Annotated in this window: 16 protein-coding genes and 1 pseudogene; 13 read left to right on the top strand and 4 right to left on the bottom strand. The window is 39.4% G+C overall.

Going from position 1 to position 14,603, the window contains the following annotated elements; all coding sequences use genetic code 11:
- The first annotated feature begins 259 nt into the window (after positions 1–259).
- From metG to CYK16_RS05440, 4 genes are all read left to right on the top strand, one after another.
- Positions 260–2,257, top strand: coding sequence for a methionine--tRNA ligase (metG, locus tag CYK16_RS05455; protein WP_060805368.1), 1,998 nt, complete (start codon positions 260–262; stop codon positions 2,255–2,257).
- A 329-nt stretch (positions 2,258–2,586) separates the two neighbouring features.
- Positions 2,587–2,907, top strand: coding sequence for a PadR family transcriptional regulator (locus tag CYK16_RS05450; RefSeq protein WP_060805367.1), 321 nt, complete (start codon positions 2,587–2,589; stop codon positions 2,905–2,907).
- A gap of 3 nt (positions 2,908–2,910) precedes the next feature.
- On the top strand, positions 2,911–3,726 hold the full coding sequence (locus CYK16_RS05445; RefSeq protein ID WP_060805366.1) for a DUF1129 domain-containing protein: 816 nt from the start codon (positions 2,911–2,913) through the stop codon (positions 3,724–3,726).
- 72 nt (positions 3,727–3,798) lie between these two features.
- On the top strand, positions 3,799–4,725 hold the full coding sequence (locus CYK16_RS05440) for an aldo/keto reductase (RefSeq protein WP_060805365.1): 927 nt from the start codon (positions 3,799–3,801) through the stop codon (positions 4,723–4,725).
- Between the two features lie 424 nt (positions 4,726–5,149).
- Here CYK16_RS05440 and trhA read toward each other — a convergent pair whose 3' ends face one another.
- The gene (gene trhA / locus CYK16_RS05435; protein ID WP_060805364.1) at positions 5,150–5,797 is read right to left on the bottom strand and encodes a PAQR family membrane homeostasis protein TrhA; all 648 of its coding nucleotides are present in this window, start codon (positions 5,795–5,797) and stop codon (positions 5,150–5,152) included.
- A complete protein-coding gene (locus CYK16_RS05430) occupies positions 5,794–6,240 on the bottom strand; it encodes a DUF1836 domain-containing protein (RefSeq protein ID WP_101776748.1) in 447 nt (148 codons plus the stop codon). The genes trhA and CYK16_RS05430 overlap by 4 nt, the downstream gene beginning before the upstream one ends.
- 134 nt (positions 6,241–6,374) lie before the next feature.
- On the opposite strand from CYK16_RS05430, the gene CYK16_RS05425 reads away from it, so the two are divergent.
- The 7 genes from CYK16_RS05425 (at position 6,375) to trxB (ending at position 10,727) form a co-directional block, all read left to right on the top strand.
- Positions 6,375–6,869, top strand: a complete 495-nt coding sequence (locus tag CYK16_RS05425; protein WP_060805362.1) for a GNAT family N-acetyltransferase — start codon at positions 6,375–6,377, stop codon at positions 6,867–6,869.
- Positions 6,869–7,378 (top strand): methylated-DNA--[protein]-cysteine S-methyltransferase, encoded by a 510-nt coding sequence (locus CYK16_RS05420; protein ID WP_060805361.1) that lies wholly within the window; start codon positions 6,869–6,871, stop codon positions 7,376–7,378. Before CYK16_RS05425 ends, CYK16_RS05420 begins: the two co-directional genes overlap by 1 nt.
- Positions 7,379–7,390: 12 nt before the next feature.
- Positions 7,391–7,747, top strand: a complete 357-nt coding sequence (locus CYK16_RS05415; RefSeq protein WP_060805360.1) for an arsenate reductase family protein — start codon at positions 7,391–7,393, stop codon at positions 7,745–7,747.
- A 157-nt stretch (positions 7,748–7,904) separates the two neighbouring features.
- Positions 7,905–8,705: an amino acid ABC transporter permease gene (locus tag CYK16_RS05410; RefSeq protein WP_020901891.1), complete on the top strand. Its 801-nt coding sequence runs from the start codon at positions 7,905–7,907 to the stop codon at positions 8,703–8,705.
- Positions 8,705–9,448: an amino acid ABC transporter ATP-binding protein gene (locus CYK16_RS05405; protein WP_060805359.1), complete on the top strand. Its 744-nt coding sequence runs from the start codon at positions 8,705–8,707 to the stop codon at positions 9,446–9,448. The genes CYK16_RS05410 and CYK16_RS05405 overlap by 1 nt, the downstream gene beginning before the upstream one ends.
- A 77-nt stretch (positions 9,449–9,525) precedes the next feature.
- Positions 9,526–9,750 carry a DUF4059 family protein gene (locus CYK16_RS05400; RefSeq protein WP_180948744.1) on the top strand — a complete coding sequence of 75 codons (225 nt, stop codon included), beginning with the start codon at positions 9,526–9,528 and terminating at the stop codon, positions 9,748–9,750.
- 65 nt (positions 9,751–9,815) lie between these two features.
- Entirely contained in the window at positions 9,816–10,727 is a 912-nt protein-coding gene (gene trxB / locus CYK16_RS05395; RefSeq protein WP_000272289.1) for a thioredoxin-disulfide reductase, read from the top strand.
- A 60-nt stretch (positions 10,728–10,787) separates the two neighbouring features.
- Here trxB and CYK16_RS05390 read toward each other — a convergent pair.
- Positions 10,788–12,137 (bottom strand): annotated as a pseudogene (locus CYK16_RS05390) (IS3 family transposase).
- Positions 12,138–12,272: 135 nt separating this feature from the next.
- Positions 12,273–12,458 (bottom strand): hypothetical protein, encoded by a 186-nt coding sequence (locus CYK16_RS05385; RefSeq protein ID WP_001068559.1) that lies wholly within the window; start codon positions 12,456–12,458, stop codon positions 12,273–12,275.
- Between the two features lie 225 nt (positions 12,459–12,683).
- On the opposite strand from CYK16_RS05385, the gene rpiA reads away from it, so the two are divergent.
- Positions 12,684–13,367, top strand: a complete 684-nt coding sequence (gene rpiA / locus CYK16_RS05380; protein ID WP_033677451.1) for a ribose-5-phosphate isomerase RpiA — start codon at positions 12,684–12,686, stop codon at positions 13,365–13,367.
- A gap of 23 nt (positions 13,368–13,390) precedes the next feature.
- Positions 13,391–14,602 carry a phosphopentomutase gene (locus tag CYK16_RS05375; protein WP_000033091.1) on the top strand — a complete coding sequence of 404 codons (1,212 nt, stop codon included), beginning with the start codon at positions 13,391–13,393 and terminating at the stop codon, positions 14,600–14,602.
- Position 14,603 lies beyond the last annotated feature (1 nt).

The following is a 14,603-nucleotide window of genomic DNA, read 5'->3' as shown; positions in this document are numbered from 1 at the left end:
GATATCGAGTAGTTTTGTGATAAAATGTAATTGTTCCATATGATTCTTTCTAATGAGTTGTTTGATCGCTTTTCATTATAGGTCATATGGGACTTTTTTTCTACACAAAAAAGGCTCCATAATATCCATAGGGGGTTACCCACTACAAATATTATAGAGCCTCTTGTTTTTGTATGGATTTCCCTATCGAAAATTCTTAAAAATGTGATATAATGAAGTGTTAGAAAAACAGGTTTCATTTGCCTGGAAAGGAAAAATTATGTCTGAAAAGAATTTTTATATTACAACGCCGATTTACTATCCATCTGGTAAACTTCATATCGGATCTGCCTACACAACAATCGCCTGTGATGTCCTAGCACGTTATAAACGCCTGATGGGCTACGATGTCTTTTATTTGACAGGTCTTGATGAGCATGGTCAGAAAATCCAGCAGAAAGCAGAAGAAGCTGGCATCACACCTCAAGCTTATGTTGATGGAATGGCAGTTGGAGTCAAAGAACTCTGGCAATTACTCGATATCTCATACGATAAATTTATCCGTACGACTGATGACTACCATGAAAAAGTTGTCGCACAAGTCTTTGAACGCTTGCTGGCTCAAGATGACATCTATTTGGGTGAATATTCTGGTTGGTATTCAGTTTCAGATGAGGAATTCTTTACAGAAAGCCAGCTTGCAGAAGTTTTCCGTGACGAAGCTGGAAATGTAACTGGTGGTATCGCTCCATCAGGTCACGAAGTGGAATGGGTATCTGAAGAGTCTTATTTCCTTCGTCTTAGCAAGTACCAAGACCGTCTAGTAGAATTTTTCAAAGCTCATCCTGAATTTATCACTCCAGATGGTCGTCTGAATGAAATGCTTCGCAACTTTATCGAGCCAGGTTTAGAGGATTTGGCGGTTTCTCGTACAACCTTTACATGGGGTGTGCCAGTGCCATCTAATCCTAAACACGTTGTCTACGTTTGGATTGATGCCCTTCTTAACTATGCGACAGCTCTTGGCTACGGTCAAGATGAACATGGTAACTTTGACAAGTTCTGGAATGGAACAGTCTTCCACATGGTAGGAAAAGACATCCTTCGATTCCACTCAATCTACTGGCCAATCCTTCTTATGATGCTCGATATCAAATTGCCAGATCGTCTGATTGCCCATGGTTGGTTTGTCATGAAAGACGGCAAAATGTCTAAGTCTAAAGGAAATGTCGTTTACCCTGAAATGTTGGTAGAGCGTTATGGACTAGATCCGCTTCGTTACTATCTCATGCGTAGCCTTCCAGTTGGTTCAGACGGAACCTTCACTCCAGAAGACTATGTAGGCCGTATCAACTATGAATTGGCCAATGACCTTGGAAACCTCCTTAACCGTACGGTTTCTATGATTAATAAATACTTTGACGGGCAAGTCCCTGCCTATGTAGAAGGTGTAACAGAGTTTGACCATGCTCTTGCTGACGTCGCAGAACAATCAATCGCTGACTACCACACCTACATGGAAGCAGTTGACTACCCACGTGCACTTGAAGCAGTCTGGACCCTTATCTCTCGTACCAATAAATACATCGATGAGACCGCACCATGGGTCTTGGCCAAGGATGAAGCTCTTCGCGACCAATTAGCAAGTGTTATGAGCCACTTGGCAGCTAGCCTTCGTGTTGTAGCTCACTTGATTGAGCCGTTTATGATGGAAACCAGTCGTGCAGTCTTAAATCAACTTGGCTTGGAAGAAGTAGCGAGCCTTGAAAACTTGAGCTTGGTTGATTTCCCTGCAGGTGTAACTGTAGTTGCTAAGGGAACTCCAATCTTCCCACGTCTGGATATGGAAGAAGAAATCGCCTATATCAAGGAACAAATGGAAGGCAACAAACCAGCAGTCGAGAAAGAATGGAATCCAGATGAAGTTGAACTCAAACTAAACAAGGAAGAAATCAAGTTTGAAGATTTTGACAAGGTCGAAATCCGTGTCGCAGAAGTCAAAGAAGTGTCTAAAGTAGAAGGTTCAGATAAGTTGCTTCAATTCCGCTTGGATGCTGGTGATGGTCAAGATCGTCAAATCCTCTCAGGAATTGCAAAATACTATCCAAACGAACAAGAATTGGTCGGCAAGAAAGTCCAAATCGTTGCCAATCTCAAACCACGTAAAATGATGAAGAAATATGTCAGCCAAGGTATGATCCTATCAGCTGAACATGATGGAAAATTAACCCTTCTCACAGTTGATCCAGCTGTACCGAATGGAAGTGTGATTGGGTAACAATAGACAGGACTAGTTCATGCTAGTTCTGTTTTTTATTTACACTCAATGAAAATCAAAGAGCAAACTAAGAAACTAGCCGCAAGTTGCTCAAGACACTGCTTTAAGGTTGTAGATAGAACTGACGAAGTCAGATCAAAACATGATTTTGAGGTTGTGGATAGAACTGACGAAGTTAGTTACATATATCTACGGTAAGGCGACGCTGGCGTGGTTTTAAGAGATTTTCGAAGAGTATTAACTATTATGCTTTACAAACTAGTGTGAAAGTAGTATACTATAGGTGAAGCTACTAGTAGGTATTACAAAATAGATAGAAGGGGGAAGATATGAAGGAAACTCAGCTATTAAAAGGTGTTCTTGAAGGTTGTGTCTTGAATATGATTGGTCAAAAAGAGCGATATGGTTATGAGTTGGTTCAGACTTTGCGAGAGGCTGGATTTGATACTATCGTTCCAGGAACTATTTATCCTTTGTTGCAAAAGTTAGAAAAAAATCAATGGATAAGAGGCGACATGCGTCCGTCGCCAGATGGTCCAGATCGGAAGTATTTTTCGTTAACTAAAGAAGGAGAAGAGCGTGTCTCAGTCTTTTGGCAACAATGGGACGATTTGAGTCAAAAAGTTGAAGGGATTAAGAATGGGGGTTAAACCATGAAGAAAATGAAGTATTATGAAGAAACGAACAATTTGTTGCATGAGTTTTCTGAGGAGAATCAGCAGTATTTTGAGGAGCTGTGGGATAGTTTTAATCTTGCTGGATTTCTCTATGATGAAGACTATCTCAGAGAGCAGATTTATTTGATGATGTTAGATTTCTCAGAAGCAGAACGAGATGGCATGAGTGCAGAGGATTATTTAGGTAAGAATCCTAAAAAAATAATGAAAGAGATTCTCAAGGAAGCACCACGCAGTTCTATCAAGGAATCCCTTTTGACGCCAATTTTTGTCCTAGCGATATTGCGTTACTATCATCTACTGGGTGATTTTTCTAAAGGTCCTCTCTTAACAGTCAATTTGCTTACTTTTTTAGGGCAACTTCTTCTTTTTCTGATTGGATTTGCTCTTGTGGCCACAATCTTACGTTGGGGCTTAGTCCAAGATTCTCTTAAAATGAAAATTGGCACCTATATTGTCGTTGGGATTCTTGTTCTGCTAGTTGTTCTGGGATATGTAGGAATAGGAAGTTTTGTACAAGAAGGAGCATTTTATCTTCCTGCTCCCTGGGATAGTTTGTCTGTCTTTACGATTTCCCTAGTCATCAGTATTTGGAATTGGAAAGAACCGATTTTTCGTCCCTTTGTTAGTATGATTATTGCCCATCTTGTGGTAGGTTCTCTGCTTCGTTACTATGAGTGGATGGGAATTTCAAATGTTTTTCTTACAAAGATTATTCCTTTAGCTGTTCTTTTTATTGGCATTTTTCTCTTGTTCCGTGGGTTTAAGAAGATAAAATGTAGTGAAATATAGTCAAAAAGCCGTTGCAAAGCGGTTTTTTGTTATAATTAATTGAAGAATGTAGAATCAAAGGAGAAAAATTTGATGAGATACATAACTCTTGGTCAAGATGACAAAGAATTATCAGAAATTGTTCTCGGAATGATGAGAATAGAAGATAAGTCTGTTAGAGAAGTTGAAGAGCTTGTAGAAACAGCACTGTCTGTTGGAATCAATGCTTTTGACTTGGCTGATATTTATGGTCGTGGTCGTTGTGAAGAACTGTTAGGTCTTGTCCTAAAAAATCGTCCAGATTTAAGAGAAAAGATGTGGATTCAGTCAAAATGTGGAATTCGCATTGAAGAATTTACCTATTTTGATTTTTCAAAAGAGTATATATTACAATCAGTTGATGGGATTTTAGAAAGATTGAAGATTGATCATCTAGATAGCTTGCTCCTTCATCGACCAGATGCTTTGATGGAATCTAACCAAGTAGCAGAAGCCTTTGATCTTCTTTATAAACAAGGTAAGGTCCGAAATTTTGGAGTTTCTAATCAAAATCCTATGATGATGGAGTTGCTTAAAAAAGATGTCAAGCAGCCGTTAGCTGTTAATCAGCTACAATTGAGTGTGGCTTTTACTCCAGGATTCGAATCAGGTTTTCATGTTAATATGGAAGATAGTCAAGCAGCTATGCGAGATGGCAGCATTTTTGAATATTGCAAATTACACGATGTGGTCATTCAAGCATGGTCTGTCTTACAATTCGGGTATTTTAAAGGGAATTTTGTTGGAAATGAGAAATTTCAAGCTTTAAATCAAGTACTTGATCGTTTAGCTATTAAATATGGAGTAACCTCTTCAACTATTGCCATTTCTTGGATATTGCGTTATCCAGCAAAAATGCAGGCAGTCGTAGGTACAACAAATCCTAAGCACTTGAGAGAAGTTAGCCAAGCAGCAAACTTTAGCTTAACAAGAAAAGAATGGTATGAAATTTATCTTGCAGCAGGGAATAATTTACCTTAGGAAAAAATACATTTAAAGAAATCACAGTCAAAAAAACGTTGCAAAACGTTTTTTTTGTTATGTGACCATTTGTCTGTCTTGATTCGTTAGGTACGGTTCATTAACGAATGATTATGATTTAATACTCAATGAAAATCGAAAAGCAAACTAGGAAGCTAGCCGCAAGCTGCTCAAAACACTGTTTTGAGGTTGTGGATAGAACTGACGAAGTCAGTAACCATACATACGGTAATGCGACGCTGACGTGGTTTGAATTAGTATAACTATTCTGATTTACGTATTAGTAGGGAAACAGTATCCCATAATTGACGGCACGCTAGTAGGTACTATAAAATGGACTGGAGTGATTTTTGGATTTTGATTGAGTATAAAACATCATAGAGAATAAAAAAATGAGGTTAGGATTTTTTGTCCTAACCTATTTTTACATGAAATAAACAATGGCGATGTATTGGAGTGAGGACGCAGCTAGGATAAAGAGATGCCAAATCATGTGGAAATAAGGTTTTTTCTTGGCATAAAATCCAGCCCCAACTGTATAAGAGAGTCCACCAGTTACCATGAGACTCCAGAAAATTGGTGTCGTTTGACTGATAATGGCAGGAATGATAGCTAGAACCAACCAGCCCATAATCAGGTAAAGAGCAAGGCTAAATTTCTCATTGACTTTTTTAGCAAAGATTTTATAGAGAATACCAAAGATGGTTGTTCCCCATTGGATGGCAATAATTAGATAGCCAAACCAGTTATTCATTAAGGTCAAGACGACGGGCGTGTATGAGCCTGCAATAGCAACATAAATCATAGAATGATCAATAATTCTCAAGACATATTTATGGGTCGAACCATAGGCCATAGAGTGATAAATGGTGGATGATAGAAACATGAGAAAGAGACTAATAACGAAAATGGAAACGCCTATAGATGATAAAAATCCGTGTGCCTCATAACTATAGATGGATGAAATGGGGAGTAAGATGAGCATGATGACTGCACCCACAGCATGGGTCACACTATTAGCAATCTCCTCTCCGAAACTGAGTTGTTTGCTAAGTTTAAGACTAGTGTTCATTGGATTACCTCCTCTTGAGTATGATGGATTAAGGCTAGGGTTTGATGATAGAGTTTAACGGTTTGGCAGCTGGTTTGGATAATGGGGTTAGCTGGGTCAATTCCTTGGTTCATGTAGTCCACAAAAGCATCGTAGAGTTGGTCTGAACTTGCTTGAGTTTGGAGAGTATTAAGTGTCTGAGCTATTTCTTGAATAGAGAATACCGACTTGAGGGTTGTGATAGCAATCAAACGGGCAATCTGTTGGCGTTGGTATTTTTTCTTATCAGGTTTTGTCAGGTAACCATGTTTCACATAATTATTGACCATAGATGCTGTCAGGCCCTTGTCTTTATCAAGAGAGATAGGGGCGCAGACCTGATTGACATAGAGTAAAACCTGGTCCAGATAGAGGTCAATGTTTGGAATTTCTGCCCATTTTGGGTAGGAAAAGGTAGTTTTCATTTGCAACTCCTTTTTATCTAGTTTTGATAACTAGATTATAAAATAACAAAAACAGAAAGTCAAGTTTTAACTGCTTGTAGAAAGACTTAAATTATGCTATTATGGGAGAAACTAGTCAGAAATGAGGAGAAAAGATGGAGATTCGTTTAGCTTTTCCAAATGAAGTAGATGCCATCATGCAGGTGATGGAAGATGCTAAAAAATGTTTAGCGGATGCTGGTAGTGACCAGTGGCAAAATGGCTATCCAAATGCTGATATTATTATTGAGGATATTATCTCAGGTCGAGCCTATGTAGCCTTGGAAGAGGGAGAACTACTAGCTTATGCAGCTGTGACCAAGAGTCCAGAGGCAGCCTATGAAGCCATTTATGAAGGAAAATGGCAAGCTGGAGAGTCAGAGTACCTAGTCTTTCACCGTATTGCTGTGGCTGCAGATGTCCAGGGACAAGGAGTTGCTCAAACCTTCTTGGAGGGCTTGATTGAAGGTTTTGATTATCTAGATTTTCGCTCAGATACGCATGTTGCAAACAAGGCCATGCAGCATATCTTTGAAAAACTCGGATTTAAACAGGTCGGAAAAGTTCCAGTTGATGGTGAACGCTTGGCCTATCAAAAATTGAAGAAATAATGCAAAAGAAGTACGCAAAAATGTTCTACTCTTCGCCAATTGGTATTCTATCACTGGTAGCTGATGACCATTATTTGTATGGAATTTGGGTTCAGGAGCAGAAGTATTTTGAGAGGGGGATAGGAGATGAAACAATAGAAGAAGTTGTTAGTCACCCCATTTTAGACCCAGTTATTACTTGCTTAGATGCTTACTTTAAAGGCAAGTCTCGGGATTTATCCAACTTGCCCTTGGCTCCAATCGGAACGGATTTTGAAAAGCGAGTTTGGTCCTATTTACAGGGAATTCCTTATGGTCAGACAGTGACCTATGGACAAATAGCCCAAGACCTGCAAGTGGCTTCTGCTCAAGCAATTGGTGGAGCAGTGGGGCGCAATCCTTGGTCTATCCTAGTACCTTGTCATCGTGTGCTAGGAGCAGGCAAGTGTCTGACAGGGTATGCTGCAGGAGTGGAAAAGAAAGCTTGGCTCTTGGAGCATGAAGGCGCAGATTTTAAAGATATAAAATAGAAAGTGAAAGACATGTTAGAATTTATCGAATACCCAAAATGTTCAACTTGTAAAAAAGCAAAACAAGAATTAAACCAACTCGGTGTGGACTATAAAGCCGTCCATATCGTCGAAGAAACACCTAGCCAAGAAGTCATTTTAAACTGGTTAGAAACCTCAGGGTTCGAGTTGAAGCAATTTTTCAACACCAGTGGAATCAAATACCGTGAATTAGGGCTGAAAGCTAAGGTAGGAAGTCTGTCAAACCAAGAAGCGGCTGAGTTGCTAGCAAGTGACGGTATGTTGTTAAAACGACCCATTTTAGTAGAAAATGGAACTGTTAAGCAAATCGGTTATCGAAAACCTTATGAAGAATTGGGATTGAAATAGTTTTTATCTATCTCTTTGATAGATAAAATATATAACCTCCCTGTTTCAAAGTATGATAAACTAGTAGGTAGACAAAGTCTATACCTGACCGTAGCAAATAATTTCATTGACGGCAGAAGTATGGTAGAATGAATCATTATCAGGAGAGGATGTTTTTATGAATGTTACAACGATTTTAGCATCAGATTGGTACCAAAACTTGATGCAATTGATTCCGGATGGCAAGCTGTTTAGCTTGCGTTCGGTCTTTGATGGAATTCCAAGAATTGTTCAACAACTTCCAACAACGATTATGTTGACCATTGGTGGTGCTCTTTTTGGCTTGGTTTTGGCACTTCTTTTTGCTATTGTGAAGATCAATCGTGTCAAAATTTTATATCCCTTGCAGGCCTTCTTTGTTAGTTTCTTAAAAGGGACACCGATTTTAGTGCAACTGATGTTGACCTACTACGGAATTCCTTTGGCTTTGAAAGCTCTCAATCAGCAATGGGGAACTGGTTTCAATATCAATGCGATTCCAGCCGCTGCTTTTGCAATTGTCGCCTTTGCCTTTAATGAGGCAGCTTATGCCAGTGAAACCATTCGTGCAGCGATTCTCTCAGTTAATCCTGGTGAGATTGAGGCAGCACGCAGTCTGGGGATGACCCGAGCACAAGTTTATCGTCGAGTGATTATTCCAAATGCAGCAGTTGTGGCGACTCCAACCTTAATCAATTCCCTAATCGGCTTGACCAAGGGAACTTCCCTAGCCTTCAGTGCGGGTGTTGTAGAAGTCTTTGCCCAAGCTCAGATTCTGGGTGGAGCTGATTATCGTTACTTTGAACGCTTCATCTCCGTTGCCCTTGTTTATTGGGTAGTCAATATCGGAATTGAAAGCCTCGGTCGTTTCATCGAGAGAAAAATGGCTATTTCTGCACCTGATACAGTGCAGACAGATGTGAAAGGAGACCTTCGTTAATGATTAAGATTTCGAATTTAAGCAAATCCTTTTCAGGACAGACTGTCTTGGATCATCTGGACTTGGATATCCAAAAAGGAGAAGTCGTAGCCTTGATTGGTTCTTCAGGAGCTGGAAAATCAACCTTCCTTCGCAGTCTCAATTATCTTGAAACACCTGACAGTGGCTCGATTCAGATTGATGATTTTTCAGTTGATTTTTCTAAAATCACTCAAGAAGAAATCCTTGCTCTACGCCGTAAGTTGTCTATGGTTTTCCAACAGTTTAATTTGTTTGAACGCCGCACAGCACTTGATAATGTGAAAGAAGGCTTGGTTGTTGTCAAGAAATTGTCTTATCAAGAAGCGACTAAGATTGCCAAGGAAGAGTTGGCTAAGGTTGGGCTTTCGGACCGTGAAAACCATTACCCTCGTCATTTATCAGGTGGACAAAAGCAACGGGTTGCCCTAGCGCGTGCGCTTGCTATGAAACCAGATGTCTTGCTCTTAGACGAACCAACTTCAGCCCTTGACCCAGAATTGGTCGGTGAAGTAGAGAAGTCTATTGCAGATGCTGCTAAGTCAGGTCAAACCATGATTTTGGTCAGTCATGACATGTCCTTCGTAGCCCAAGTGGCTGATAAGATTCTCTTCCTAGATAAGGGGAGAATCATTGAGTCTGGAACACCGGATGAGATTATCCATCATCCCAAAGAAGAGCGGACAAAAGAATTCTTCGCTAGTTACAAACGGACTTATATTTGATATAATAGATAAAGAAAAACTCAGTTAGCTGGACTAGCTGAGTTTACTCTTTAAAAAAGATAGAAATGAGAGAAATCATGCTACTGCAACTATTTTCTTTATATTTCGAGAGTTTGATCTTGACCACCATCCTTGTCCTGATTTTTTTAGGAATTTGGATTGGACTAAGAGCCATGTCGGGAGTTGATAAGACACCCAAGGCTCGCCAAGCCCATCTCTATGATATGATTATGATTGGAGTCTTGGTTGTTCCAGTATTATCCTTTGCGGTTATGAGTTTAATTCTTGTTTTCAAAGCATAATCCTTGCATGATTGACAAGAAAGAGTTAGAATAAAGATAGTTACAACAAGAAAGAAGGAAACTATATGTACGATACTATTATTATCGGTGCTGGACCTGCAGGGATGACTGCAGCCTTGTATGCTGCTCGAAGCAATCTGAAAGTAGCCTTGATTGAAGGTGGTCTGCCAGGTGGTCAGATGAATAATACATCTGATATTGAAAATTACCCAGGATACGCTAATATTAGTGGGCCAGAATTGGCAGAAAAGATGTTTGAACCGCTTGAAAATCTTGGTGTTGAGCACATTTATGGCTATGTTGAAAATGTAGAAGACCATGGTGATTTTAAGAAAGTGATTACTGATGACCAAACATATGAAACACGTACAGTTATCGTAGCAACTGGTTCTAAACACCGTCCTTTGGGAGTACCTGGAGAAGAAGAACTGAACAGTCGTGGTGTTTCTTACTGTGCTGTGTGTGATGGTGCTTTCTTCCGTGACCAAGATTTGTTGGTAGTTGGTGGCGGAGATTCAGCTGTTGAAGAAGCCCTCTTCTTGACTCGCTTTGCTAAGACTGTTACCATTGTTCACCGCCGTGACCAACTTCGTGCTCAAAAGGTTTTACAAGATCGCGCCTTTGCGAATGAGAAAGTCAGCTTTATCTGGGATTCTGTAGTCAAGGAAATCAAGGGTGAAAACAGAGTAGAATCTGTCGTATTTGAAAATGTGAAAACAGGTCAAGTGACAGAACAAGCCTTCGGTGGCGTCTTTATCTATGTTGGATTGGACCCTCTTAGCGATTTTGTTAAAGAATTGAATATCCAAGATCAGGCTGGTTGGATTGTGACAGATAATCACATGAAAACTGCAGTTGACGGTATCTTTGCGGTTGGAGATGTTCGCTTGAAAGACCTCCGCCAAGTAACAACAGCAGTTGGAGATGGAGCTATCGCTGGTCAAGAAGCCTATAAATTTATCACCGAACATAGTTAATTAAAAAACGCATAGTATCAGAAAAAATTTGTACTGACCCCCAAAAGTTAGACAATTAATTTATCCGAAGGATTTAGTTCTGTATTGTACAGGGCTAAGTCCTTTTAGTTTTACCTTAATTCGTTTATTGTTGTAGTAATCAATATAGTCTACAATAGCTTGTTCCAATTGCTTAAGCGACTGAAATGACTTCTCATAACCATAAAACATTTCGGATTTTAAAATGCCAAAAGAAGGACTCCATCATACCGTTGTCTGGGCTGTTACCTTTACGTGACATGGATGCTTGAATTCCCTTACTCTCTAGAAACCGATGATAAGAATCGTGTTGATATTGCCAACCTTGGTCACTATGGAGAATTGTATTCTCGTAGTGTTTCTCTGTGAAGGACTGTTCCAACATCGTTTTTACTTGTTCTAAATTAGGAGAACAAGAAAGATTAAAAGCAATAATTTCGCTGTTGAAACCATCTAAAACTGGTGATAAGTAAAGCTTTTGAGTACTTGCTGGAATGGCAAATTCTGTCACATCTGTGTAGCACTTTTCCATTGTTTTAGAGCCTTCAAATTGACGTTGAATGAGATTCTCTGCCTTCTTACCAACATCTCCTTTATGAGAAGAATATTTTCGTTTCTGTCGCATTTTAGCTTGTAAATTGAGTACTTCCATCAATCGTTGAACTCTTTTATGATTTACCAGATAACCACGATTTCTTAATTCTAAATGAATCCGACGATAACCATAATTTCCCTTGTGTTCGATAAAGATGGATTGAATTTCAGCTTTAAGCTCTTGGTCCTTATCTGGTTTATCTAGCTGTTTCAAGTGATAGTAGTAGGTCGAACGAGCTAGTTTAATAGCTTTTAGAAGAATATCTAACGAAAACTCAGTCATTAATTCTTGAACAATTTCTGTCTTTCTTCTTTCTCTTTTTCCTCCTTCAATCGGAGTTCTCTTAACTTTTTTAGAATGGCATTCTCCGCTCTCAAGTACTCATTTTCTGCTTGAAGACGTTCTAATTCTGTCCTCTCTTCAGGTATCTTTTGTGGCTTACGTCCCATTTTAGGTACTCTCCCTCTTGTTTTCTCAACAATAGTATACCCGTTTTTCTTGTATTATGCTAGCCAATTAAAAAGTATCGTACGACTTGGGAGGCCGTATTCAAGAGAAACTCTATCTTTAGTCCAGCCTTCATGTAAGACTTTATTAATCATTTCTTGTTTTAAATCAGGAGAATAGTAACGATTTTTTCCTTTTTTGACGAACTCTATTCCGTAACGATCAATCAATTTAATCATGTACCTAATATTAGAATTGTTTATCCCAAATTTATTTGAAAGCTTCTCTAAGCTATATCCTTGTTTTCTAAGTTCATAGATCTGAACTTTATCATCATAAGTTAATTTCATAATAAAAGCACCCCAAAAGTTAGATTTTTTCTGTCTAACTTTTGGGGTGCAGTTCAATTTGACACTATGCGTTTTATTGTGGGAAAATTAATTTCATTTTCTACTGAAATTGAGTTTTGCCAGCCTCTTATATTTTTAGAAAAATCCTTTAATCTTGCTAACGAGTCCATCTAGACCTTCTGAACCGGAAATCAACTGCTGAGCTTGAGAGAAGTATTCTCCAAGTTGTTCTTGATTTTCTGCAACGAATGTTTTAGCAGCTTCGAAATCTTTTGTTTCGATTAATTCTTTTACTTGGTTAAACAAATCTAATGGGTTCATCCTATTTCTCCTTTTCTGTACTTAATTATTTAACCATCTTTATGATAAAAAATCAACTGTTGCTGCTTTTGGCTAGAACCTGTTTTTATCTACAAGTTCTCATAACTAAGATTCTAACTACCAAAACAAGGTGAACATAAAAATGTTCGGGTTTTTCTAGTGTATCCATGAAATAAAAACGGATACATGGTATAATAGAAATAGCTCTTTAATGGAGGTGTTTGAGTGGAAAATCTGAAGAAAATGGCAGGTATCAAGGCTGCTGAGTATGTCAAGGATGGCATGGTAGTCGGACTTGGAACGGGGTCTACTGCCTATTATTTCGTAGAAGAAATTGGTCGTCGTATCAAGGAAGAAGGGTTGCAGATTACAGCTGTAACGACTTCTAGTGTGACTAGTAAACAGGCTGAAGGGCTTAATATCCCGCTCAAGTCTATTGACCAAGTAGATGTTGTCGATGTGACGGTTGATGGAGCGGATGAAGTGGATAGCCAGTTTAACGGAATCAAAGGCGGTGGTGGTGCCCTTCTGATGGAAAAGGTTGTAGCAACACCCTCAAAAGAATACATTTGGGTAGTGGATGAAAGCAAGCTAGTCGAGAAACTGGGTGCTTTTAAATTGCCAGTAGAAGTGGTTCAGTATGGCGCAGAACAGGTCTTTCGTCGTTTTGAACGAGCTGGCTACAAACCAAGTTTCCGTGAAAAAGATAGCCAACGTTTTGTGACCGATATGCAGAACTTTATCATTGACCTTGCCTTGGATGTCATCGAAGATCCAATTGCCTTCGGACAAGAATTGGACCATGTCGTTGGCGTCGTGGAGCACGGCTTATTCAACCAAATGGTGGATAAGGTCATCGTTGCTGGACGAGACGGGGTTCAGATTTTAACTTCAACAAAAGCAAGATAACTAAAATAATAAGGAGATACACTATGTCAAAATTTAATCGTATTCACTTGGTGGTACTAGATTCTGTAGGAATCGGTGCTGCACCAGATGCTAATAACTTTGTCAATGCAGGAGTTCCAGATGGAGCTTCTGACACATTAGGACACATTTCAAAAGCAGTTGGTTTGAATGTCCCAAACATGGCTAAAATTGGTCTTGGAAATATTCCTCGAGAAACTCCTCTTAAGACTGTACCAGCTGAAAGTAATCCAACAGGATATGCAACCAAATTAGAAGAAGTATCCCTTGGTAAGGATACTATGACTGGACACTGGGAAATCATGGGACTCAATATTACTGAGCCTTTCGATACTTTTTGGAACGGATTCCCAGAAGAAATCCTGACAAAAATAGAAGAATTTTCAGGACGTAAGGTCATTCGTGAAGCCAACAAACCTTACTCAGGTACAGCTGTTATCGATGATTTTGGACCACGTCAGATGGAAACTGGAGAGTTGATTATCTATACTTCAGCTGATCCTGTTTTGCAAATTGCTGCCCACGAAGACATCATTCCTCTGGACGAATTGTACCGTATCTGTGAATACGCTCGTTCAATTACTCTTGAGCGCCCAGCCCTTTTAGGACGTATCATTGCCCGTCCATATGTTGGTGAGCCTGGAAACTTCACTCGTACAGCAAACCGTCGTGACTTGGCTGTATCTCCATTTGCACCAACTGTTTTGGATAAATTGAACGAAGCTGGTATCGATACTTACGCTGTTGGTAAAATCAATGATATCTTTAACGGTGCTGGTATCAACCATGATATGGGACACAATAAGTCAAATAGCCATGGAATTGATACACTATTGAAGACCATGGGACTTGCTGAGTTTGAAAAAGGATTCTCATTCACAAACTTGGTGGACTTTGATGCCCTTTACGGCCACCGTCGTAATGCTCATGGCTACCGTGATTGCTTGCATGAGTTTGATGAACGCTTGCCTGAAATTATCGCAGCCATGAGAGAGAATGATCTTCTTTTGATTACTGCGGACCATGGAAATGACCCAACCTATGCAGGAACAGACCACACTCGTGAATATATTCCACTTTTGGCTTACAGTCCTGCCTTTAAAGGAAATGGTGTTATTCCAGTAGGACATTTTGCAGATATTTCAGCGACTGTTGCCGATAACTTTGGTGTGGAAACTGCCATGATTGGGGAAAGTTTCTTAGATAAATTGGTATAAG

Source organism: Streptococcus oralis subsp. dentisani (assembly GCF_002860905.1).
Taxonomy (GTDB): Bacteria; Bacillota; Bacilli; order Lactobacillales; family Streptococcaceae; genus Streptococcus; species Streptococcus oralis_BA.
This window is presented reverse-complemented; position numbering and strand designations above follow the sequence as displayed.

What these genes read in the sequence shown, in the direction of transcription:
- metG (WP_060805368.1), top strand. Translation starts at nt 260, where the DNA reads ATGTCTGAAAAGAATTTTTATATTACAACGCCGATTTACTATCCATCT.
- CYK16_RS05450 (WP_060805367.1), top strand. Translation starts at nt 2,587, where the DNA reads ATGAAGGAAACTCAGCTATTAAAAGGTGTTCTTGAAGGTTGTGTCTTG.
- CYK16_RS05445 (WP_060805366.1), top strand. Translation starts at nt 2,911, where the DNA reads ATGAAGAAAATGAAGTATTATGAAGAAACGAACAATTTGTTGCATGAG.
- CYK16_RS05440 (WP_060805365.1), top strand. Translation starts at nt 3,799, where the DNA reads ATGAGATACATAACTCTTGGTCAAGATGACAAAGAATTATCAGAAATT.
- trhA (WP_060805364.1), bottom strand. Translation starts at nt 5,797, where the DNA reads ATGAACACTAGTCTTAAACTTAGCAAACAACTCAGTTTCGGAGAGGAG.
- CYK16_RS05430 (WP_101776748.1), bottom strand. Translation starts at nt 6,240, where the DNA reads ATGAAAACTACCTTTTCCTACCCAAAATGGGCAGAAATTCCAAACATT.
- CYK16_RS05425 (WP_060805362.1), top strand. Translation starts at nt 6,375, where the DNA reads ATGGAGATTCGTTTAGCTTTTCCAAATGAAGTAGATGCCATCATGCAG.
- CYK16_RS05420 (WP_060805361.1), top strand. Translation starts at nt 6,869, where the DNA reads ATGCAAAAGAAGTACGCAAAAATGTTCTACTCTTCGCCAATTGGTATT.
- CYK16_RS05415 (WP_060805360.1), top strand. Translation starts at nt 7,391, where the DNA reads ATGTTAGAATTTATCGAATACCCAAAATGTTCAACTTGTAAAAAAGCA.
- CYK16_RS05410 (WP_020901891.1), top strand. Translation starts at nt 7,905, where the DNA reads ATGAATGTTACAACGATTTTAGCATCAGATTGGTACCAAAACTTGATG.
- CYK16_RS05405 (WP_060805359.1), top strand. Translation starts at nt 8,705, where the DNA reads ATGATTAAGATTTCGAATTTAAGCAAATCCTTTTCAGGACAGACTGTC.
- CYK16_RS05400 (WP_180948744.1), top strand. Translation starts at nt 9,526, where the DNA reads ATGCTACTGCAACTATTTTCTTTATATTTCGAGAGTTTGATCTTGACC.
- trxB (WP_000272289.1), top strand. Translation starts at nt 9,816, where the DNA reads ATGTACGATACTATTATTATCGGTGCTGGACCTGCAGGGATGACTGCA.
- CYK16_RS05385 (WP_001068559.1), bottom strand. Translation starts at nt 12,458, where the DNA reads ATGAACCCATTAGATTTGTTTAACCAAGTAAAAGAATTAATCGAAACA.
- CYK16_RS05375 (WP_000033091.1), top strand. Translation starts at nt 13,391, where the DNA reads ATGTCAAAATTTAATCGTATTCACTTGGTGGTACTAGATTCTGTAGGA.